We start from the raw sequence: 20759 nt of genomic DNA on the forward strand, positions 1-20759 counted from the left end.
CCCGCCAGTAATACCACCGATGATGCCAGTGATTGGGCCAAGAGGGCCACCATCACCACCTGTAATACCGCCGATAATTCCAGTGATTGGACCTAAAGGACCACCGTCACCGCCACCTGTAATACCACCGATGATACCAGTGATCGGGCCTAGAGGGCTGCCACCGTCGCCACCTGTAATACCGCCAATGATCCCTGTGACGGTATCTAATGGACCACTATCGCCACCGCCAGTGATACCACCGAGAATGCCAGTAATTGAACCAAGAGGACCACCATCTGTATTATTAGTTAAGGTACTGATCGTATCTGTTACCGTATTTGTAGATAGAATATTTGTAATTGTTGAAAGAGAAAGAGGAGCCAGAGTTGAGCCAGTGGCTGATGAGGTACTACTCTCCGTTAAATTTGAGGTAATACTTTTAAGGGGTGATAAAAGACTTTTGAATAGCATAACGATACCTATATTTTTAAAGTTGTGTTGTTTTGATTCAATTATTTGATGCTTACGGTTATTTTGTGACTTACGTCTCATTAATCAGATTTAGTGTTGTGTTTTTCAATTAATTTGTCAATGTATATTAATGATCAAATTTAATTATTAAATGAGAGTTTAAAGTCGGGTAGGTAATTGTTTTTATTTGATATATTTTATTTTTTTAGTGGCGAAAAGTCTTATGGTGAAGATGTGTTAATAATTTTCCATCATGGAGTTTAGTCTATTAAATCAGTTGGTTATTAGGAAGTAGGTTGAATTGTGCAGATGCTTATTGAGGAATAAGCAGAAAGTTTATGAAATTTGTTGTTGGTTTGAAAGTAAATGTTTCGTAGATTCTGGGTATATAAAAAAATAATATATATCATAATCTTAATTCATTATCTAAAAGTGTAGATGATGTGAATCCTATTTTATCTTTAATGAAAACTTATCAATTCGAATAAATTTTTATGATTGAGGTAATTAAGGATTTTTTATCTTGTTTCACGACGATGTACTATAAAAAAACCGCTGAAATATCAGCGGTTTTTTTATAGGGAAAGCAAGCCTTAGAAAAGGTTGTTACTTTCAAAAAGCTGTTCAGTTAGATTTAAGCTTGGGATATTAAAGCTTTCAGTGAAGTTTGAGTTAAAGACACTTGCAGAGATACTTTGAGACGATGAAGAGGTTGCACCAACTACAGAGTCTAAAATGTTCTCTACAACACTATTGCTATCGCCATTGATAGAAATGAAGCCACCTAAATTACCGCTTATACTGCCACTTATGATCTCTGTAATTGAATCAAGAGAGCTACCATCGCCACCACCGATACCACCAGTAATACCGCCAATGATGCCAGTGATTGAACCTAAAGGACCGCCGTCACCGCCGCCAATGCTACCGATAATACCTGTGATTGCGCCAAGAGGACTGCCATCACCACCTCCGATACCATCAATCATGCCACCACCAAGTAAATCCTCACCAATGACGTGTTGGATAATATCTGCAGCGGTAGAGCCATTGTTGATCAGTGTGCCGATGACACCTGTTGCATTATTTAGAGCACCACCGAAATCAGCACCTGCTAAATCAGAGATGGCTTCAAGTGTACCGTTGACAGTATCACGAGAAGTTTCAAAAGTGAGTGTGCCAAGATTTGCGAGGTCACCGACAGGATGTTCAGCTTGAGGGAATGCCCCAATAATTGTGCCAGCGACAGTGTCGATACCTGTATTGATGATTTCAGTTTTGAGGCTTTCAACGCCTTGAAGAATATCAATACCTGTTTGGATGACGCCCGTTACAGGATTGTTGCCTAGATCGCCACCAGCAATGCCACCAATAATACCCGTTAAGATATCGAGAGGACTGCCGTCGTCACCACCCGTAATACCACCGATAATGCCTGTGATTGCACCTAGTGGACCACCGTCGCCACCTGTAATACCGCCGATGATGCCAGTGATTGCATCGAGAGGGCTGCCACCGTCGCCACCTGTAATACCGCCGATGATGCCAGTGATTGCATCGAGAGGGCTGCCACCGTCGCCACCAGTGATACCACCGATGATGCCAGTGATTGCATCGAGAGGGCTGCCGCCGTCACCACCTGTAATACCGCCGATGATGCCAGTGATTGCATCGAGAGGGCTGCCGCCGTCACCACCTGTAATACCGCCGATGATGCCCGTGATTGCATCGAGAGGACTGCCGCCGTCACCACCTGTAATACCGCCGATGATGCCAGTGATTGCATCGAGAGGGCTACCACCGTCGCCCCCACCAATAATCCCAGTGATACCGCCAACAATATTGGTGATTGGGTTCAGTAAACCACCACCCGCATTAGGATCACCAATAACACCGCCAGCAATACCTGTGATTGTGCCGACAAGGCCAGTACCGCCGTTACCATCTCCAGCCACAATACCGACAATATTTGTGACTGGGCTGAGTACGTCGCCTTCACTGAGACTATTTAAATCTAATACAGAGATTGCATTGCCTGAGAAGTTAATCGGAATGGTGATTGGTGCAACGATGCTCGCATCATCACCGTTACCATTGCCAATACCATAGTTATGCTCACCATTTCCAGCCCCAATACCGTTGAGTAGGCCACCTAATAGGCCTGCACCTGTGCCGAAGCCATTGCCAGAACCATTACTATTGTTGGTTGTGTCGTTATCTTCGACATGGTTGTTGGTTGTTGTTGAAGAGTTGTTGGTGGAGTTTGATGTGGCAGTGCCAAATACGGATACCGCATTGCCTGATAAGTTAATTGGAACAGCAACAGGCATGACGATACTGGCATCGTCGCCATTACCATTGCCTATACCGTAGTTGTGTTCGCCATTGCCCGAACCAACACCATTCAGCAAGCCACCTAGCCCAAATAAACCACCACCTGTGCCATCACCTGTTCCATTGCCGCCACTATTACTGTTGTCGGTTGAGTCGTTGTCTTGAACGTAGTTGTTGGTTGTAGTTGATGAGTTATTGGTTGAGTTTGAGGTCGCATTACCAAAGAGTGAGAAGGCATTACCGTTAGCACTAATTGGCACTGTTATTGGTGCGACGACACTTGCATCATCCGCAATGCCATTGCCGATGCCATAATTATGCTCACCGTTGCCAGCAGCAATACCATTGGCTATACCACCGCCCGTACCATTGCCTGATCCATCACCACCGCTATTGCTATTATTGGTGGTGTCGTTGTCTTGGAAATAGTTACTGGTTGTGGTTGATGAGTCATTGGTTGAGTTGGAGGTTGCATTGCCAAAGATTGAGAAGGCATTGCCATTCGCACTGATAGGGGTGGTAATCGGTGCGACCACAGCAGCATCATCGGCGATACCATTGCCGATACCGTAGTTGTGTTCGCCATTCCCTGCACCAATACCATTGAGTAGACCACCCATACCATTGCCAGATGAACCACCGACACCGCCGCCACTATTGCTATTGTCAATACTGTCATTGTCTTGGAAAAAGTTTGAGGTTGTGGTTGATGAGTCATTGACTGAGTTAGAAGTCGCATCACCAAAGATCGAGAAGGCATTACCATTGGCACTGATCGGTGTGGTAATTGGTGCGACCACAGCAGCATCATTACCTATACCATTCCCAATGCCATAGTTATGGTCGCCATTCCCTGCGGCGGCACCATTGCCCCAACCACCAATACCATTACCGCTGCCATCACCGACGAGGCCTGTACCACTATTGCTATTGTTGGTGCTGTCATTGTCTTCAAAATGATTGATTGCAGTTGTTGATGAGTCGTTGACCGAGTTTGACGTCGAGTTTCCAAATACAGAGAATGAGTTACCGAGTGCATTGGCTGGAGCAGTGATTGGCATAACGACAGCGGCATCATCGCCATTTCCATTGCCGATACCGTAGTTTTGCTCACCATTGCCTGAACCTACGCCATTGAGTAAGCCACCGATGCCATTACCTGATGCACCGCCTACACCTGTACCACTATTGCTATTGTCAATGCTATCGTTGTCTTCGATATAATTGATGGTCGTAGTCGAGCCATTATTGACTGAGTCGTTGGTCGAGTCTCCAAAGACTGCAAAGGAGTTACCTAAGCCATTGACTGGCATAGTGATCGGCGCAACGACACTGGCATCATCGCCGTTTCCGTTACCGATACCATAATTGTGTTCGCCGTTACCTGCACTTACGCCATTCAGTAAGCCACCACCAATACCATTGCCCGCACCACCATCAATACCAGTGCCACTGTTACTGTTGTCTGTACTGTCGTTGTCAAATACAAAATTAGAGGTGGTTGTAGAGGCGTCATTGGTCGATGCGTTATGGGTATTGCCAAACATCGAGAAATCATTGCCTAAACCATTTAATGGGGTGGTAATTGGCATCACGATACCTACGTCATCACCATTGCCATTACCGATTCCGTAGTTTTGTTCGCCGTTGCCTGATGCTGGTCCATTGCCCCAGCCACCAATGCCATTACCCGCAGTACCTGTTCCACTATTGCTATTGTTGATGCTGTCATTGTCTTCAACAATATTGGTGGTGTTGGTAGATGCGTTATTGACTGATGTGTTGGTGGGTTGGTCGGGATCTGAATTGCCAAACCATGAAGCATTGTTACCCATCACGTTGACTGGTGTCACGATTGGAGAGGTCCAATCTGCATCAGTACCGTTGCCATTACCAATACCATAGTTTTTGTCACCATTGCCTGCACTGACACCATTGAGTAAACCACCTATGCCATTGCCAGTTGCGCCATCAACACCTGTACCATTGTTACTGTTGTCGGTGCTGTCATTGTCTTGGACGTGATTAAGCGTGGTGGTTGGTGCTGTATTGGTGGATGAAACACCACCTCCATCTGTGCCACCAAATGAGTTACCGAGGACATTAAATGGTGAAGTCACTGGAGCAGTGATGCCGACATCGTCGCCATTTCCGTTACCAATGCCGTAGTTTTGTTCGCCATTGCCTGATGCTGGGCCATTGCCCCAGCCGCCAATACCATTGCCAGTATTGCCATCAACCCCTGTTCCGTTGTTGCTGTTGTTGGTGGTGTCATTGTCTTGAACAATGTTCGAGGTCGTGGTCGGTGCTGTGTTAACGGAGTTTACTTCGCCGCCACCAATCCCGGCGAATGAGTTGCCAAGTACTTGAGCTGGGGTTGTCCATGGTGCAACGATGCTGGCATCATCACCGTTACCATTGCCGATACCATAGTTGTGTTCGCCATTGCCAGCAGAAACACCATTTAACAATCCACCTGTACTACCATTACCAGCCGCACCGACACCATTATTACTATTATCGATGGTGTCGTTATCTTCAATTACGTTTGTTGTCGTGGTTGGCGCAGTGTTGACTGAATTTACATCACCACCACCAAAGCCTGCGACTGAATTACCTAAAGCTTGAAAGGGTGCAGTAACAGGCATGGTGATATCGGCATCATCGCCGTTGCCATTACCGATCCCATAGTTTTGTTCACCGTTACCCGCACCAATACCATTTAACCAGCCGCCGCCATTACCATTCCCCGCAGTGCCAGTCCCATTGTTATTGTTGTTGGTGGTGTCATTGTCTTGAATATGAGTTGATGAAGTGGTTGGAGCAGTATTGATTGAGTTGACATCACCACCGCCGATGCCTGCGATTGAATTACCTGCTGCCTGAACTGGGGTGGTCCATGGCGCTGTTAGATTGACATCATCGCCGTTGCCATTACCGATCCCATAATTATGTTCACCATTGCCTGCTGCAATACCATTTAAGAAGCCACCCCCATTTCCGTTGCCTGCTGCGCCTACACCACTATTACTATTATCTGTGGTGTCGTTGTCTTCGATTACTGTCGTCGAGCTGGTTGGTGTGGTATTGATTGAGTCAACATCGCCACCACCAATGGCGGCGAAAGAGTTGCCTAATGCATCAAATGGTACGGTAACAGGTGTGGTGACATTCACATCTTCTCCATTGCCATTACCGATTCCATAGTTGTGATCACCATTCCCTGAACCGACTCCGTTAAGAAAGCCACCGTTGCTACCATTGCCCGCCGCTATACCGATATTGCTATTGTCAGTGGTGTCATTGTCCTGAACGTGCGTTGAGGATGTGGTTGGTGTTGTGTTGGTTGAAGTGACTGGGGGTGCTTCACCAAGCCAAGAGTATGAATTTCCTAATGAGTGAAAAGCCGTTGTGAAAGGAGAGGTGAAGTTAAGGTCACTGCCATTACCTGCACCAATACCGTAGTTTTGATCGCCATTACCAGCTGCAATTCCATTGAAAAAGCCATCATCAATATTACTCCCACCGTTATTGTTACTTGTGGTGGTGTTATCCTCGACATGAACATTGTTGATTGTCGATACAGTGTTGACAGAAGATGATGTTCCTTGGCTATTGCTACTCGCAAGAGATAGAATGCCTGTAATGGGTGATAAAATATTTTTAAATAACATGTCGATATACCTATAATTATTGGAGTTTTGTTTTATTTACCTTAATAATTATGTGACTCCTGTCTCATAATTTATAGGTTAGTATTTCTTGGTTATTATTATTGTGTCAATATTGCTGTATGTGTCACGTTTTTGTGTGATGTAAAGTTTATATAAATCAGCATTCTAGTTTTTTATGATCGAATATTTGTTAGAATTTCTACATAGATAAAATAATATAAAATGAATAGTTCATAACAATTAAATGATAGATAGAATTAAATTCAGCCCCACTCATTTGTCTATTAAGCTGAATTTTAATGAATTTTTTTTATCTGAAGCTCATGTTTAAAAATATGTCACAACGCAAAAGATATGAATGGCGTACAAAAGCTTTACATAAAATTAACATAGCGCAATGGTCACTCAACAGAAAAAAACACTTTTAAAAAAATAGAAGCTGCTGAATCTATAGCCAAACGATAGCGAAGTGGTGAAAAAGCCCTTATCAATTGGGAAAAAATGCGTATAATGCCCAACATCAAATATGCGCTCATAGCTCAGCTGGATAGAGCACTTGGCTACGAACTAAGGGGTCGGGAGTTCGAATCTCTCTGAGCGCACCAATTTGATCAATAGAAAAAACCGCTTAATCGCGGTTTTTTTGTGCCTATTTTTTATGTGAATAGCCCCTACATCTTAGTTTTTATTTTCTGCATAAACACGGTATTGCCTCCTACTGCTGGCAACGTGTCATGATAAGGGAGACTGCGCATTGCTCTCAATAAAAAAGGGGCTTTTTCATCGATCTTCATGGCAGTGGTCATTTTCAACAAAGAACCTTGATTGCTTGCATTTAAATGCATTTGTCCTTTGATATAGCGTAAATCCCCACCATTCGCATGAAAATTATTTTCCGTGCTTTGCGGGTAGTAAAAATGCAATTTAAAGGCAAATGGAATATTAATCACACCTAGACCAATATTCACTTGAACATCTGCATCTTGACGTTGGTTTTGGATGGTGGTTGTGCTGACTTTTTTGATTTGGCGTGGAAATAATTCTTTATAAGCAATAGGATGAAGCCACTTTTGTAGTTGTTGAGGGGACTGTTTATAAAATTGGTAGGTCGTGGTAAATCGCATGGACTCTCGCCCATGGGTATACGCTAATGTGGTCGGTGCGTGCAGAAAACTAACTGGCTGTTGAGCCGCTTGACTCAGTTGAGTTACTTTTGTCAGTTGCGACGTTGTGAGCTGAGGGTTTGGGATTTGCCCCGCCGCAAGTGGTGTGCTATTTGATCCAATAAAACGATTTCTCAATGCTTCCAAAATAAATGCACTACCGCTGCTTGGAATACCAAGCTTGGCATCTGGTATCGCATTCAAAATTTTTTTAACTAAAAAACCTTGTGGTTGATTTAAGTCGCTCCATTGAGTCAGAGCAATTAAGGTTCTATTTTCATCCAATGCAAACCATTCAAATCTACCAACACCATAAGGAATTGGCGCATCAATCACCAAGGTTGAAATACTATTGGCTGCTAGCTGATGTTGCATGGTGACATCTTCATTAAAGTTCAGTACCGGTATGGGCGTGGGGATCGACACGCGATATTTCATTTGGGTGATATTGCCTGAATGCACCAATGTTTTTGCAGATTTGAGGGTCGGAAAAAGACCTACATACTGGTTAAAATCAGTGAGCGTCTTGGCGACTTGTTGTGCGTTAGCAGGAACAATAATTGCAGCTGAAGTAAAGTTTGCTGTTGGCTGTGGATTACTTTTTAAGGTTGGAATCGATGTTTTTACGGGTGGATGTCCATATATAAAAATATGGTCTTGTGTGTAGCTTGCCAATATTTGTGGTTTATTTTGAAAGGGTTGCAAAGCACTAGGGATATTATCCGTCCATGTAACAAGCTGTGCAAAACTATGTTGTGTCAGGCAACATAGAAAAATGGTAAACAGAGCAATTAAACGAGACATCACATTCCTTTGATTTTTATAGGTGATCTGAACTGGTCAATTTATAACTTTTTTGTGTATGGACAAAAGCTCTATTATGTAAAACGACATGAATTGCAACAAACTGGTGTAGTATCTATGTCTGTCTATAATCAACCTATTGAACGCTATGTCTGAACAACGTCCAACACTCTCTGCGCGCTATTATCTAACTCTAGAAGAATCTCAAGATGGTTTTGCTTTGATTACGTTTGGCAAAAAACCGATCACTCGGTTTCTGACACCCGCCATCAGTATTGCGATTATTTTGTGGGGTATTTATTTAGGTTTCACCGATGTTGGTCGGTATTATGTGATATTGGGTGTGTTTTTCTTGATGATGCAAGGCGTGATGCGGTTTTGGTTACTTCCGATGTTGTTTAAACGACAATTTGTGCGTTATCAATTTGGAAAAAGTGAACAAGGCATTGATTTATATCAAGACCACTTTGATCTGTATGCTGGGGGTAAAAAGCAAACAGCAGCTTATAATGAAGTACAGTCTTTCATTACTGGTAAGCTGACTTATATGTTAGAACTAAAAACGAAAACAGTGGTCATCATACCGAAACGCGCTTTTTCAAATCCTACTGATCAAAGTAAATTTGAAAATAGTTTTAAAAAATAAATAACGGTTCAAAAGAACAAGGAGCTTCTATGAATTCACGTCCTTCAAAAATTGTCTGCGTTGGTCGAAACTATGCCGAACACGCGAAAGAGTTGGGTAATGTGATCCCAGATCGTCCGATCTTATTTATGAAACCACCAAGCAGTTTGGGTTCTCTAGCGCAAGGGATTAGTTGGAATCAGGCATTAGGCGAGTGTCATTTTGAATGTGAAATTTGTTTGCATATTGCCCATCCTTTATCTCAAGAAACAGATCGGGAAAAAGCTTTAGAAGCTGTCGGCGCGATTACACTGGGTTTGGATTTAACTTTGCGTGATTTGCAAAGTGATTTAAAGAGCAAAGGAGAACCGTGGGAGCGTGCTAAGGCTTTTGACGGTGCATGTATACTTGCGGATTGGGTCGAAACTGATGAAATCGGGGACTTACAAGAGTTAGAGCTTATTTTGATGATCAATGGCGAAGAACGCCAGCATGGTTTTAGTCGAGATATGTTGTTTGATATCGGGGCATTATTGGTTGAAATTAATCAATCATTTAGCTTGGAGTCTGGTGATGTAATCATGACCGGTACCCCTGCTGGAGTTGGTGCGCTCAAGCCAAATGATCAACTGACGATGAAATTGATCACCCAAACGGGTGAATATGACTGGGATACATTTGTCAAAGCATAACTGTTAATAGTATGGCGTTGATATTCAGATATCAGCGCCTTTTTTATTGTTAAAAAATGAACCAGACAGTTGATTCGCCTGAATTAGCGTCCTTGATATAACTTGCGGAACTGGTCTGGGGTAAAGTGCATCCAGCGTTTAAACATATATATAAAAGCGGATGAACTGGCATAGCCTAAATCCAATGCGATGCTTTCTATGGTTTTACCTTGATTGAGCATCGACATTGCTTTCATTACTTTGAGACGTTGCCGCCATTCGTGCAGCGACATGCCAAGCTCCTTTTGGCTATAACGCGCTAAGGTTCGTTCGGTCATGTTAATCATGTTGGCGAGTTGCACTAGCGTACTGTTGTCGGCAGGATAGTGGTGTAAGTGGCTTAATATTTTTGATAAGGCGGGATGTTGTGTGGTGGGTAAATAACTTCCGACCAGTTCAGCATGTGTGAGTGAATCCAATAATACTTGTAGTAGTCGTAAATACTCAGGGTCCTGTTCTGAGAATGGGTGCTTTCGAATGTGTTCCAGCAAGGCAGGAACCAGTGGCGCTGTCAGTAAAATGCCAGCTTGCTGCGGCATATTTTGACACAGGCTTTCATGTACATATAAGGTACAGTGAGTCACTTCGTTACGATTGATACCACTATGTTGTAAATGAGGAGGCAGCCAAATGCCGTACGGAGGAGGGGTAAGGTAGTGAATCTGATCAATACTGACCTCAAGTACCCCATCAAAAGTATAAATAAATTCTCCCCATGCGTGCGCATGTTTTGGGTAAAACGTTTCAGCAGGTGCATCACGAATACGTAACCACAATGATGCAGGAATATCATCGTATGCAGGAAGTTCATGAAAATCTTGGATGCGTTGTGCTGATTTTTTCATAATATGAGAATTGCCTGAAAACATGCATGCATTGTCTGAATTTCACTATATCATCAAAATACGACAGCTTTATATTGGCTTTCTAATTATAAAATTGGGAGCTGACGATGGATGAGCGTAAAACATTAGATGCACGAGCATCAGGCCTTATGATCGGTCTCTGTATGATTTGGGGGCTACAACAAGTCATCTTAAAAATGGCTGCGCCTGATATTTCTCCCTTAATGCAAATTGCTTTACGTTCGGGTTTAGCTGCAATCCTACTATTGCCTTTATTGTGTTTGGATAAAACGGCTGAGCTCTTTAATCGACAGAACCTGAAAGCAGGTGCTTTGGTTGCTTTTTTATTTTCTTTAGAGTTCTTCTTATTGGCGCAGGCATTGCAATGGACCTCGGCTTCACATGCTGTAGTTTTGCTGTATACCGCACCGATTTTTGTAGCGTTGGGTTTACACTGGAAACTACCCTCTGAGCGTTTAAGTCTGTTGCAATGGAGTGGCATTGCTCTGGCTTTTATTGGAATCGTCGTGACGTTTATCCGAGGACAACAAGGAACTGCTTCGCTGATCGAGCAACAAATGCTTTGGGGGGATTTGTTGGCATTGGCAGCGGGTATTGCTTGGGCAGCAACTACGATCACCGTACGCTTATCTTCTTTGGCGCAAGCTGCTGTGACACAAACATTATTCTACCAATTGGCTGGTAGTTTTATTTTACTGTTTGGATTGGCGGTATTTTTAGGACAAGCGAGTATTCATTTTACTCCCTTAGTGATCGGCAGCTTGGCATTCCATACGTTGGTGGTGTCTTTTGCGAGCTTTTTAGCTTGGTTTTGGTTGCTTAGAAATTATTTAGCATCTCGCTTAGGCGTATTCTCTTTTTTAACACCGTTGTTCGGTATTGTGTTTGGGATGTGGTTGTTAGGTGAGCGAATTGAACCTAATTTCGTACTTGGTTCAATTCTGGTATTGATGGGCATCATGGTGGTGAGCTTGCAAGGCTGGTTAAGGAAATAAAAAAAGACCTCATATCGAGGTCTTTTATGTTATTTCGATTCAAAAATCGTTGAAAGGGGAATCGAAAGTTTGGCTGCCAAATAATCATTACTTTCAATCAATGCTGGCCCGATTTTTTCCATCCACTCATCATCCTGATGCACATTGGATACATCATCTCTTAATGGAAGCGGATAAGGGAGCGCGGTAAAGAAACTCCAAAAATCAACCTGTGCTAGATTACGCACCAATACATACTCATCGTTATCTGTTCGTTTAATCAGATTTTGCGCTTCTAATTGTAGGATATATGAGGGTAAACGCCCGAGCTCGCCACGACCCACAATATCGAGTAGCTCATGTTCACTCACGCTGTTGCCGACTTGCTGTTTTTTATAGAACAACTCTAAGATATCCAATAACATCATGATTGGATGACGTTTTTGTTCTTTGCCCGAATGGAATGCGGTCAGCGCATAACTGATTTCTACGCCTAATAAAATGATGTTCCAAGACAGAAAAATCCAAAGTAGAAAAATAGGGATCGCCGCGAAAGCACCATACACAATTTCATAGCTGGTGAAATTACTCATGATCCAGCCAAATAAACGCTTTAAGATTTCAAACACAGTTGCACTGAAACAAGCGGCAATGATCGCGGAGACAATCGGCACATTACGATTCGGTATGGTCCAATATAAAATAAAGAAACCAAAGACCGTTAATAAAAACGAAATTAGCCATAACAGAAAAGCACCATCAAGTTGATAGCCTGCAAAATTATTGCTGAGGATATTCATGGATGCGACAGCGGAAGAAAGTACAAATGCACTGCCTAAAAGGATTGGTCCTAAAGAAATAATAGTCCAGTAACGCATAAAACCGACTAGACCCGAACGTGTCTCTTTCACACGCCAAATGCGATTAAATACATTTTCAATCGAGGACAACATCAGTACAGTGGTGACAAATAAGAATAAGATACCGATGATGGTGAGATTACTTGATTTATCAGTAAAAGCACTTAAGGCTTTATCAAAGGCAATGGTACTTTTTGGCAAGAAATTACTATAAATCAGTTGTTGCAGCTGCTGCCTAGCAGGCTCTAAAGCTTTAATAGAAGAAATAATCACCAAAAAAACGGTAAGCATTGGGACAACAGCAAAGAGCGTGGTATAGGTCAAAGACCCTGCTTGTTCTCGACAACGATCAGCCTCAAAACGGCGTAACACAAAGACAATAAATTGAAACCATGTTTTTTCTAAAAAATTCAGTTTTTTTAGATAACGGTTTAAGATCATGGGTTCTATCCTAGTTATTTTTTAAATCTTCCTCTTTTGAAAGAGGGCTTCGGGAAGATTTTGGATTGATCAATACACAAAACAGCGAATAGATTGGCATTAATCGTATAATATCTTTTTTAAGTTAACAAAAATCTTGAAAGCGATGCAACCTTACATTCTTGTTCTTTATTACAGTAAGTACGGCTCAACCAAGCAAATGGCACATCTGATTGCAGATGGGATTGAGTCTGTAGGTGTGACAGCACGTATCCGAACAGTGCCTAATCTGGCAACAGTTGTGACGCAAACTGAAGCAAGTATTCCCGAAGAGGGCGATATTTATTGTACGCTAGATGATCTGACCCATTGTTCGGGATTGGCGCTGGGCTCACCCACACGTTTTGGCAATATGGCCAGTGAGATGAAATACTTTTGGGATCAAACCACCAGTCTATGGCTCAATGGTGCTTTGCATAACAAACCTGCTTGTGTCTTTACCTCTTCGGGTTCGATGCATGGTGGGCAGGAGAGTACTTTATTGACGATGTTGCCGCCGTTATTTCACCACGGCATGATGATTTTAGGTTTACCGAATTCGATCCCTGCGTTGTCAAATACCAAAACAGGTGGAACGCCTTACGGTGCGAGTCATGTCAGTGGACCACGCCATGATCAGGGCTTGAGTCAAGATGAAAAAGTCTTATGTGAAGCCCAAGGCAAACGCCTAGGTGAAGTAGTTAAAAAACTATTTTAAAGTCATAAAAAATGGGAGCATCTGCTCCCATGATTTTTATTTTTTCAGTTGCCAATCATAGATATTTTTACGGTATGCATACCAAATCATCCAGAGTCCAATAATAATCATCGGGAAACTCAGGATTTGACCTTTGGTCATCCAGCCAAATAAGATGAAGCCTTGATCTGCATCGGGTTGGCGGAAAAACTCCATAAAGAAACGTGCAACACCATAACCCATCAAGAATACTGCTGAAACAGCCATACGCGGACGAGGTTTAGCACTAAACCACCACAGTACAATAAATAGAATTAAGCCTTCACAAATCGCTTGGTAAAGCTGTGAGGGGTGACGTACCAAACCCAATGGATCTGTTGGGAAAATCATGCCAAATGGATAACTCGGGTCTTGAACTTGACGACCATACAGTTCGCCACCAATGAAATTACCAATACGACCAAACATCAAACCTGTCGGTACACAAGGAGCAATAAAGTCCAAGGTCTGAAACCATGTCTTTTGGTATTTTTTACACCAAAATAACATGGCAATTACCACGCCGAGAAAGCCGCCGTGGAAGCTCATGCCACCTGTCCATACTTGGAACAACCACAGTGGATTTTCTAAGAATTTCGCAAACTCATAAAACAGTACATAGCCAACGCGACCACCCAGTACGACGCCGAGTGCACCATAAAAGACGAGATCTGAAACCATATCTCCCGTCCAGCCATCACGTTGCTTAGCGCGATAAGAGGCGAGCCCCCAAGCACATAAAAAAGCCAACAGGTACATGAGTCCGTACCAGTGCACCTGTACTGGTCCTAAGCTCAGTGCAACTGGATCAATATTTGGATAGGTCAGCATCGCTGTTCCTCAGTTTAGAATTTGAAATTAAGTTTTGACCAAATTGTAGCGGAATGATATGAAAAATGTTGTACATTCAATGTGAAAGTCAACAGTCCTTAAGATAAGAGAACAAGATCAATGTGTATTGTCGCGTTTGCATGGCAAGTTCTGGAGGAACTGCCACTGTGTTTAATTTCAAATCGAGATGAGTTTTATCATCGCCCAAGTGTTGCTTTGCACGCATGGGAAAATAGTTCGATCGTGGCAGGGCAGGATCTGCAATCGGGTGGTACATGGATGGGGGTGACGGCATCGGGTCGTTGGGCGATCGTAACTAATTTTCGTAACGGCCGTGATCAGCAGCAGTATCAGACTTCAAGAGGACATTTGATTCAAGATTTCCTTGAAAGCGATTTAGCGCCGATTCGTTATGCTCAAATGTTAGAACAAAAACAACAAGACTATGCGGGCTTTAATTTATTTGTGGGGGATACACAACAAGCTGTTTATATGAGCAATCGCGGAGAAGCACCACAAGTTTTGGCCAAAGGTGTTTATGTGGTTTCCAATGGCTTAATGTCCGAAGATTGGAAGAAGACCATGCATTTGCGTAAGCGCTTTACCCAAGAATTTTTGCCGATGTTACAGCAACCAAAGATTTCAGAAACAGATTTAGAATATGCCATCTGGGATATTTTAGAAGATGAACGAAAAGTTATCCCAGAGTTGTTACCCGATACGGGTATTAGTTCGGAGATGGAAGCCTTACTTTCTTCAACGTTTATTCAAAGCCCCATTTATGGCACACGCTGTTCAAATTTTTTACGCATGACACCAAAACAATGGCAATGGTTGGAAAAAGAACAACAAGGGGAGCAGCAAGGAAATATTGTGCGTCAACATATTACGCTACTGAAATAGCCAATGCCAACCCGAAGGTTGGCATTGTAATGTTTGTTGGGTGAGGTTGGCGATTAGCCAGCAATCACACCACCGTCTTTACGTGTGATTACCACCGTTGCTGAGCGCGGGCGAGCAGTTGTATTATTTGGATTAGTTTGGGTCGCAGGCCAATTACTGGTTGGTGCAGCATAACTCTTAGAGTCTTCACCTGGATGTTGTACATTAATGAAAATGGCTTTGTAGTCAGGCGTCATGGTAACACCCGTGATTTCACACTCTTTAGGACCTGTAAGGAATCGACGTAGATTTTCATCATTCACTTTGGCACCGACAATGGTTTCAGTTCCATTCGAGGTTGTAGCTTTACTACCATCACTAACTTGACCTGGTAGCGCTGCAAGCATCATACAGTTAGTGACATCAGTATAAGCGCCGTCATCAGTCTGAATCCAAAGCACGCCACGAGGGTCGAACCACATACCATCTGGTGATGAGAAGTCATTTTGATCTGTCAAGCCAGAAAGGTTGATATTGGCTGCCATGGCTGCTTCCGCACCAAATAAGTAGATATCCCACTTAAAGCTTTCAGCCGTAGTTTTATCATCTGCTTCACGGAAACGGATAATATGACCGTTAACGTTCCCTTTTTGTACTTTTTCGTTGTTTTTCAAGTCTTCATAATGACGCGGGTTAGCGGCATCGGTTGGATAGCTTGAACCACGATTTGAGTTGTTGGTCAGTGTCACATACACTTCACCATTGACTGGGTTGACTGCACACCATTCTGGGCGATCCATCTTGGTTGCGCCTACTGAGTCCGCTGCCAGACGAGCAAAGGTCACCACATCCGCTTGAGATTTAAATGGGTACGCTGCATTGCTTTCATTTAAGCCATTTTTACCATAGCTAAGCTCAACCCATTGACCAGTACCATCATTATTGAATTTAGCAACATAAAACTTTCCAGCATTCATGTACTTATCGCCAGCGCGATAGCCACCATTTACATCTTTTGGATCCCATTTCGCATCGGAAACAAATTTATAGATATATTCACCACGTGAGTCATCACCCATATAAAAGGCTAGATTTTCACCTTCAATAACGCGACTGGTACGGCAGTCTTCATGAGCAAAACGTCCTAGAGCAGTACGTTTTACAGGGGCTTGGCGATTATCAAATGGATCAATTTCCACCATCCAACCAAAGGTGTTTGGTGCATTACGATAGTCTTGTGCTGCTTGTTCTGCTTTTACATCAGCATTCCAGCGATCATATAGGTCTTGTGAGTCCACTTGTCCGAGTGCTGTTTCCCAGCCATAACGAGTACTAGAACCTGCTTTCAAACCATAACGTTGAAGTGCCACGATTTCTTCTGGGCGACGTGCTGCATCATCAGTTGCGCTACGTGCAAAATAACCAATAAAGTTTTCTTCAGTTGTGAGGTAGGTTCCCCACGGCGTATAACCATTACCGCAGTTGTTATGCGTGCCGCGTGTTTGTACTCCTGATGGTGAGAACTTGGTTGCTAATAGTGCATTACCTGCCGCAGGACCAGCAAATTCCATCAAGGTTGAACCTGTGATACGACGGTTGTACACAGAGTTTTTTACCAATTCAACCTTTTGAGTTTTGGTATCTTTTTTAACATGAATGATTGAGACACCATGTGCATTTACTTCACGAATCACTTCATCTTCTGGACGGCGACCATCTACTTTGGTTGGACCTTGAGGATGCAAGAATGTTGGGTTGATATATTCGTGGTTGAGGACTAACAAGCCATCATTAGATTGTTGTTCATCATAACGACCAGTTGCAGTATTTAATCCAAAATAGCTCATACCATCATGGCAGTCACCTGAACGGAACTGAAAGCTTGGTCCTGATGGAATACTGTTGTCATCCCATTCTGCATAACTTGGATTAATTGAATCACCTAAGGCATAAATCACATCTGCTTGATAGTCTTCTGGTACGGTGACAATATCGTTAAGATTTTTTGGTACAGCGGTGAAATTAAGTTTTTCTGGTTTTTTATTAGGATCAACAGGCGTTGTTGTGCCGCCACCGGAATTGTTATTTTTATTATCGCTATCATTACAGCCGGTTAATGTTGATGCCAATGTCAATGCGACAGCGCCGCTTGCTGTTTTGGTGATGAGGCTACGGCGACTAATATGTTGTTCTAAAATGTCACGGAAATGGATATTAGCCGAAGTGTTATTATCCAGTTCTTGGTCTTCATGATATGGCGTCAGCTGTGTCATGGAATCATCCTAAGTTTATAAGTGCATTAAAAAAATTTCCCGCCTTTAACTTAGATTGAAATTGTGACGTTGCCTTGACACTTATGTGACAAATACATTAAAAATCAATTAATAATTTAAAATTTGGTCAAAAAAAACAGGTCTAGGACCTGTTTGGAAAACCACTTGTTTTTATACAACGGAAATTATACTTCTTTTCTTTTTTCGATGATTCTTCCAAAGAATAAGCCCAATTCAAAAAGTAACCACATCGGTACAGCCAACATAATCATAGAAATGGCATCAGGCGGCGTAACAAACATGGAGACAAAGAAGCAACCTACAATAATAAAGCGCCGTTTCTCGATCAGACTTTGGGTAGTGACTACACCAATTAAAATAAGCAATAAGGTAATCACTGGAATTTCAAAAGTTAGACCAAACACGATAAATAGCTTCAAACAAAAAGCCAAATAACTGTTGATGTCTGTCATTGGTGCTACGGTTTCAGGCGAGACACTGATAAAGAAATGCAAAATAGAAGGCAAGGCGATGAAATACGCAAACGCAATACCGATATAAAACAAAGCAATGCTACTAATCAATAAGGGCAGAGCCAATGATTTTTCTTTTTCATACAGTGCAGGTTTGGCATAGGACCAAATTTGATAAATGATAAAGGGCATAACCAGCATCAGTGCGACAAAGAAATTCAATTTAAAGGGTGCCATAAATGTCGCGGTGACATCGGTCGCAATCATGGATGAGTTGACGGGTAACTGCGCTCTTAGCGGCTCTGAAAGTATTTGGTAGGTCCGATTTGCAAAAGGCAACAAACAGAAAAACAGAACCAGTATTGCGGCAACCATTTTAAATAAATGTCGACGCAAAATCATGAGATGCTTGGTTATCGGCATTTCTTCAAGCTTAGCGTCTTGATCATCATTCCCCAAAGTGGTTTGGGTTAATGGAGAACTTGATGGTGAACTCATACCGCCACCTTTAATTCAGGAGTTGAAGAGGTTAAATCAAATTGTGAATGCGGAGTCGGAGATGCCATGTGTAAGAGTGCAAACTTCGGTAGATAAACGCATGCCACTGGATGTAATAAATAATGGTAATGAAGTGGTGTGCGATTGTTTTTGGATACCGCAGTTTGAGGTTCATCTTCTAAAGAGACTTTTTGGTGTTCAAATGAGGTCATCTGAGCTTGCATCTTTTGCTCAAGTTCAGCGATACGTTGCATTTCTTTTTGCATTTGTTCACGTAGCTCAGACAAGCGTAATTCACGATCGATATCATTTTGAACGTTACTGACCAGACGCTTAATTTTTGCATACCATTTCCCCACAAAACGAGCGGCTTCAGGTAGCTTATCAGGCCCGAGTACCAGTAAAGCAATAATGCCGAACGCAAGCAGTTCGGACATTCCCAAATTCAGCATAATGGCGCTCGCTTAGCTTTTTATTGAGCTTTCAGTACTTTTGACTTGAGCATCAATGGTACGAGGTTCATTTAGAGCAGTTGTGGCTTCTTCGTCTTCTTTGATCGATTTTTTAAAATCTTTCACAGCCCCACCAACATCTTTACCTAAGTTCTTAAGCTTTGATGTACCGAACAGTAAAATAACCACTACTGCAAAAATAAGTACATGCCAAATTGATAAACCAGCCATAACCATATTCCTATAAAACTTTGGTTATATCTCAACAGTTTGGCATGACAGCGGTGTGACACTAATATTGCAATTTTAAGACAATGAACAGAGGGATGATTTTTATAAAAAGAAAGAAGCCCGAATATATGTTTCGGGCTCCTGTCAATATTAGCGTAGGCTCGCTTTAAAAAGTTGCATCGCTTGACCACGATGGCTGATTTTATTTTTCTCTATTTTGCTGAGTTCTGCACTGGAAAGCTGCAGTTCAGATACCCAGAATAATGGGTCATAACCAAAACCATTTTCACCACGTGCGGCTTCTAGAATCTCACCTTTCCAAATCCCTTGGAAAATTTGTGGAAGAGGATCATCTGCATGCGTGACTAAAGCCAACACACAAACGAACATTCCTTCAATGGTCTGATCTTTTTTACGCAATGGTTTAAGATCAGCTAACAGTTTTTGATTGTTAGCAGCATCGTTGCCATGTTCACCTGCATAACGTGCAGAATAAATCCCAGGTGCACCGCCTAAAATCGGTACACATAGACCTGAGTCATCTGCAATTGCTGGTTTGCCAGAAATTCTTGCTGCATGACGTGCTTTGATAATGGCATTTTCAACGAAGCTCAAACCATCTTCAATGGCATCTTCAATATTGAGTTCACCTTGAGGAATAATGTCGATGGATAGATCGAGTTGCTGAAACAGCTGCTCAAATTCGGCAACTTTACCTTTGTTATTGCTCGCAAGGACGAGACTACCGTGTTGTAGCCAATGTGGAGTAGACATGTTTGATCGGAATATCTAGATTGAATAGCGAAGATTTTAGTGACTTTTTAAGTATGAGAGTAGTTAAATTATCTTAATGAGTAGGAGATTGGGGATGTTGAGAAAAAATGTTTTTAACCGAAAGCGTGCAAGTGCATTGAAAAGGTTAAAGTAATTGATTTTATTTTTTATCATTTATTCAATTAGATAATATAAGATATAAAAAAACTTGAATATTTATTTTTTTCATGTATGATTCACTTAACTAGAAAAATTATTGTTTTGGTTAATCTTCTCTAAGTATCGCAGTTTTAGTCATAATCCTTCGTTTTTTACAGATATCAAGCTCAATTCTTCATTATTTTTCAAAGTTATCATTAGCCGTAATAACATGGCTAAAATGTTAAAATTCAATAGGATAATATTATGTCTACTACAACAGTTACTGGTACAGTGAAGTGGTTTAACGAAACTAAAGGTTTTGGTTTTATTCAACAAGAATCAGGTCCAGACGTTTTCGCTCATTTCAGCGAAATTGCAAACTCAGGTTTCAAAACTTTGTTTGAAGGCCAACAAGTTTCATTCAGTATCGCTCAAGGTCAAAAAGGCCCAAATGCTGTGAATATCGTTGCTCTTTAATAAGTAACCCAGCATTCAAAAAAAGCACTTTATAGTGCTTTTTTTACG

At 42.1% G+C, this 20759-nt stretch carries 16 protein-coding genes, 1 tRNA gene and 1 pseudogene; 7 read left to right on the top strand and 11 right to left on the bottom strand.

The features are described from left to right. Both EXE30_RS15980 and EXE30_RS14325 read right to left on the bottom strand, forming a co-directional pair. Nucleotides 1–453 (bottom strand): annotated as a pseudogene (locus EXE30_RS15980) (beta strand repeat-containing protein); the annotation flags it as partial. A gap of 593 nt (nucleotides 454–1046) precedes the next feature. After that, nucleotides 1047–6461, bottom strand: a complete 5415-nt coding sequence (locus EXE30_RS14325) for a beta strand repeat-containing protein (protein ID WP_130162983.1) — start codon at nucleotides 6459–6461, stop codon at nucleotides 1047–1049. 528 nt (nucleotides 6462–6989) lie between these two features. On the opposite strand from EXE30_RS14325, the gene EXE30_RS14330 reads away from it, so the two are divergent. After that, nucleotides 6990–7066: transfer RNA gene (locus EXE30_RS14330), tRNA-Arg, on the top strand. A gap of 66 nt (nucleotides 7067–7132) precedes the next feature. Here EXE30_RS14330 and EXE30_RS14335 read toward each other — a convergent pair. Further along, nucleotides 7133–8428, bottom strand: coding sequence for an SRPBCC family protein (locus tag EXE30_RS14335; RefSeq protein WP_130162984.1), 1296 nt, complete (start codon nucleotides 8426–8428; stop codon nucleotides 7133–7135). Nucleotides 8429–8576: 148 nt separating this feature from the next. Between EXE30_RS14335 and EXE30_RS14340 the strand changes: the two genes are divergently transcribed. Then, on the top strand, nucleotides 8577–9074 hold the full coding sequence (locus tag EXE30_RS14340) for a YcxB family protein (RefSeq protein ID WP_130162985.1): 498 nt from the start codon (nucleotides 8577–8579) through the stop codon (nucleotides 9072–9074). A 29-nt stretch (nucleotides 9075–9103) separates the two neighbouring features. After that, on the top strand, nucleotides 9104–9745 hold the full coding sequence (locus EXE30_RS14345; RefSeq protein WP_130162986.1) for a fumarylacetoacetate hydrolase family protein: 642 nt from the start codon (nucleotides 9104–9106) through the stop codon (nucleotides 9743–9745). An 83-nt stretch (nucleotides 9746–9828) separates the two neighbouring features. Here the strand turns inward: EXE30_RS14345 and EXE30_RS14350 are convergent, their stop codons facing one another. Further along, a complete protein-coding gene (locus tag EXE30_RS14350; RefSeq protein ID WP_130162987.1) occupies nucleotides 9829–10629 on the bottom strand; it encodes an AraC family transcriptional regulator in 801 nt (266 codons plus the stop codon). 107 nt (nucleotides 10630–10736) lie between these two features. Between EXE30_RS14350 and EXE30_RS14355 the strand changes: the two genes are divergently transcribed. Then, a complete protein-coding gene (locus EXE30_RS14355; RefSeq protein WP_121928810.1) occupies nucleotides 10737–11645 on the top strand; it encodes a DMT family transporter in 909 nt (302 codons plus the stop codon). 29 nt (nucleotides 11646–11674) lie between these two features. On the opposite strand, the gene EXE30_RS14360 is transcribed toward EXE30_RS14355, so the two are convergent. Then, the gene (locus EXE30_RS14360; protein ID WP_130162988.1) at nucleotides 11675–12925 is read right to left on the bottom strand and encodes a YihY family inner membrane protein; all 1251 of its coding nucleotides are present in this window, start codon (nucleotides 12923–12925) and stop codon (nucleotides 11675–11677) included. 145 nt (nucleotides 12926–13070) lie between these two features. Here EXE30_RS14360 and wrbA point away from each other — a divergent pair, with 145 nt between their 5' ends. Next, nucleotides 13071–13661, top strand: a complete 591-nt coding sequence (gene wrbA / locus EXE30_RS14365) for an NAD(P)H:quinone oxidoreductase (protein ID WP_130162989.1) — start codon at nucleotides 13071–13073, stop codon at nucleotides 13659–13661. 36 nt (nucleotides 13662–13697) lie between these two features. Here wrbA and lgt read toward each other — a convergent pair whose 3' ends face one another. Beyond that, complete coding sequence (gene lgt, locus EXE30_RS14370; protein WP_004672921.1) at nucleotides 13698–14510, bottom strand: prolipoprotein diacylglyceryl transferase; 813 nt, start codon at nucleotides 14508–14510, stop codon at nucleotides 13698–13700. 120 nt (nucleotides 14511–14630) lie between these two features. Here lgt and EXE30_RS14375 point away from each other — a divergent pair, with 120 nt between their 5' ends. Then, nucleotides 14631–15413 (top strand): NRDE family protein, encoded by a 783-nt coding sequence (locus tag EXE30_RS14375; protein WP_130162990.1) that lies wholly within the window; start codon nucleotides 14631–14633, stop codon nucleotides 15411–15413. A gap of 53 nt (nucleotides 15414–15466) precedes the next feature. Here the strand turns inward: EXE30_RS14375 and EXE30_RS14380 are convergent, their stop codons facing one another. From EXE30_RS14380 to rdgB, 5 genes are all read right to left on the bottom strand, one after another. Beyond that, entirely contained in the window at nucleotides 15467–17665 is a 2199-nt protein-coding gene (locus EXE30_RS14380) for a PhoX family protein (protein WP_130162991.1), read from the bottom strand. Between the two features lie 185 nt (nucleotides 17666–17850). Continuing rightward, the gene (gene tatC / locus EXE30_RS14385) at nucleotides 17851–18636 is read right to left on the bottom strand and encodes a twin-arginine translocase subunit TatC (RefSeq protein WP_130162992.1); all 786 of its coding nucleotides are present in this window, start codon (nucleotides 18634–18636) and stop codon (nucleotides 17851–17853) included. Further along, nucleotides 18633–19088, bottom strand: a complete 456-nt coding sequence (gene tatB / locus EXE30_RS14390; protein ID WP_130162993.1) for a Sec-independent protein translocase protein TatB — start codon at nucleotides 19086–19088, stop codon at nucleotides 18633–18635. Before tatB ends, tatC begins: the two co-directional genes overlap by 4 nt. 12 nt (nucleotides 19089–19100) lie before the next feature. Next, the gene (gene tatA, locus EXE30_RS14395) at nucleotides 19101–19319 is read right to left on the bottom strand and encodes a Sec-independent protein translocase subunit TatA (protein WP_004672915.1); all 219 of its coding nucleotides are present in this window, start codon (nucleotides 19317–19319) and stop codon (nucleotides 19101–19103) included. A gap of 150 nt (nucleotides 19320–19469) precedes the next feature. Beyond that, nucleotides 19470–20093: an RdgB/HAM1 family non-canonical purine NTP pyrophosphatase gene (rdgB, locus tag EXE30_RS14400; RefSeq protein ID WP_130162994.1), complete on the bottom strand. Its 624-nt coding sequence runs from the start codon at nucleotides 20091–20093 to the stop codon at nucleotides 19470–19472. Nucleotides 20094–20498: 405 nt separating this feature from the next. Here rdgB and EXE30_RS14405 point away from each other — a divergent pair, with 405 nt between their 5' ends. Next, nucleotides 20499–20711 carry a cold-shock protein gene (locus tag EXE30_RS14405; RefSeq protein ID WP_004672913.1) on the top strand — a complete coding sequence of 71 codons (213 nt, stop codon included), beginning with the start codon at nucleotides 20499–20501 and terminating at the stop codon, nucleotides 20709–20711. The last annotated feature ends 48 nt before the right edge of the window (nucleotides 20712–20759 follow it).

Origin of the sequence: Acinetobacter halotolerans (assembly GCF_004208515.1) — a bacterium.
In the GTDB taxonomy this organism is placed as follows: Bacteria; Pseudomonadota; Gammaproteobacteria; order Pseudomonadales; family Moraxellaceae; genus Acinetobacter; species Acinetobacter halotolerans.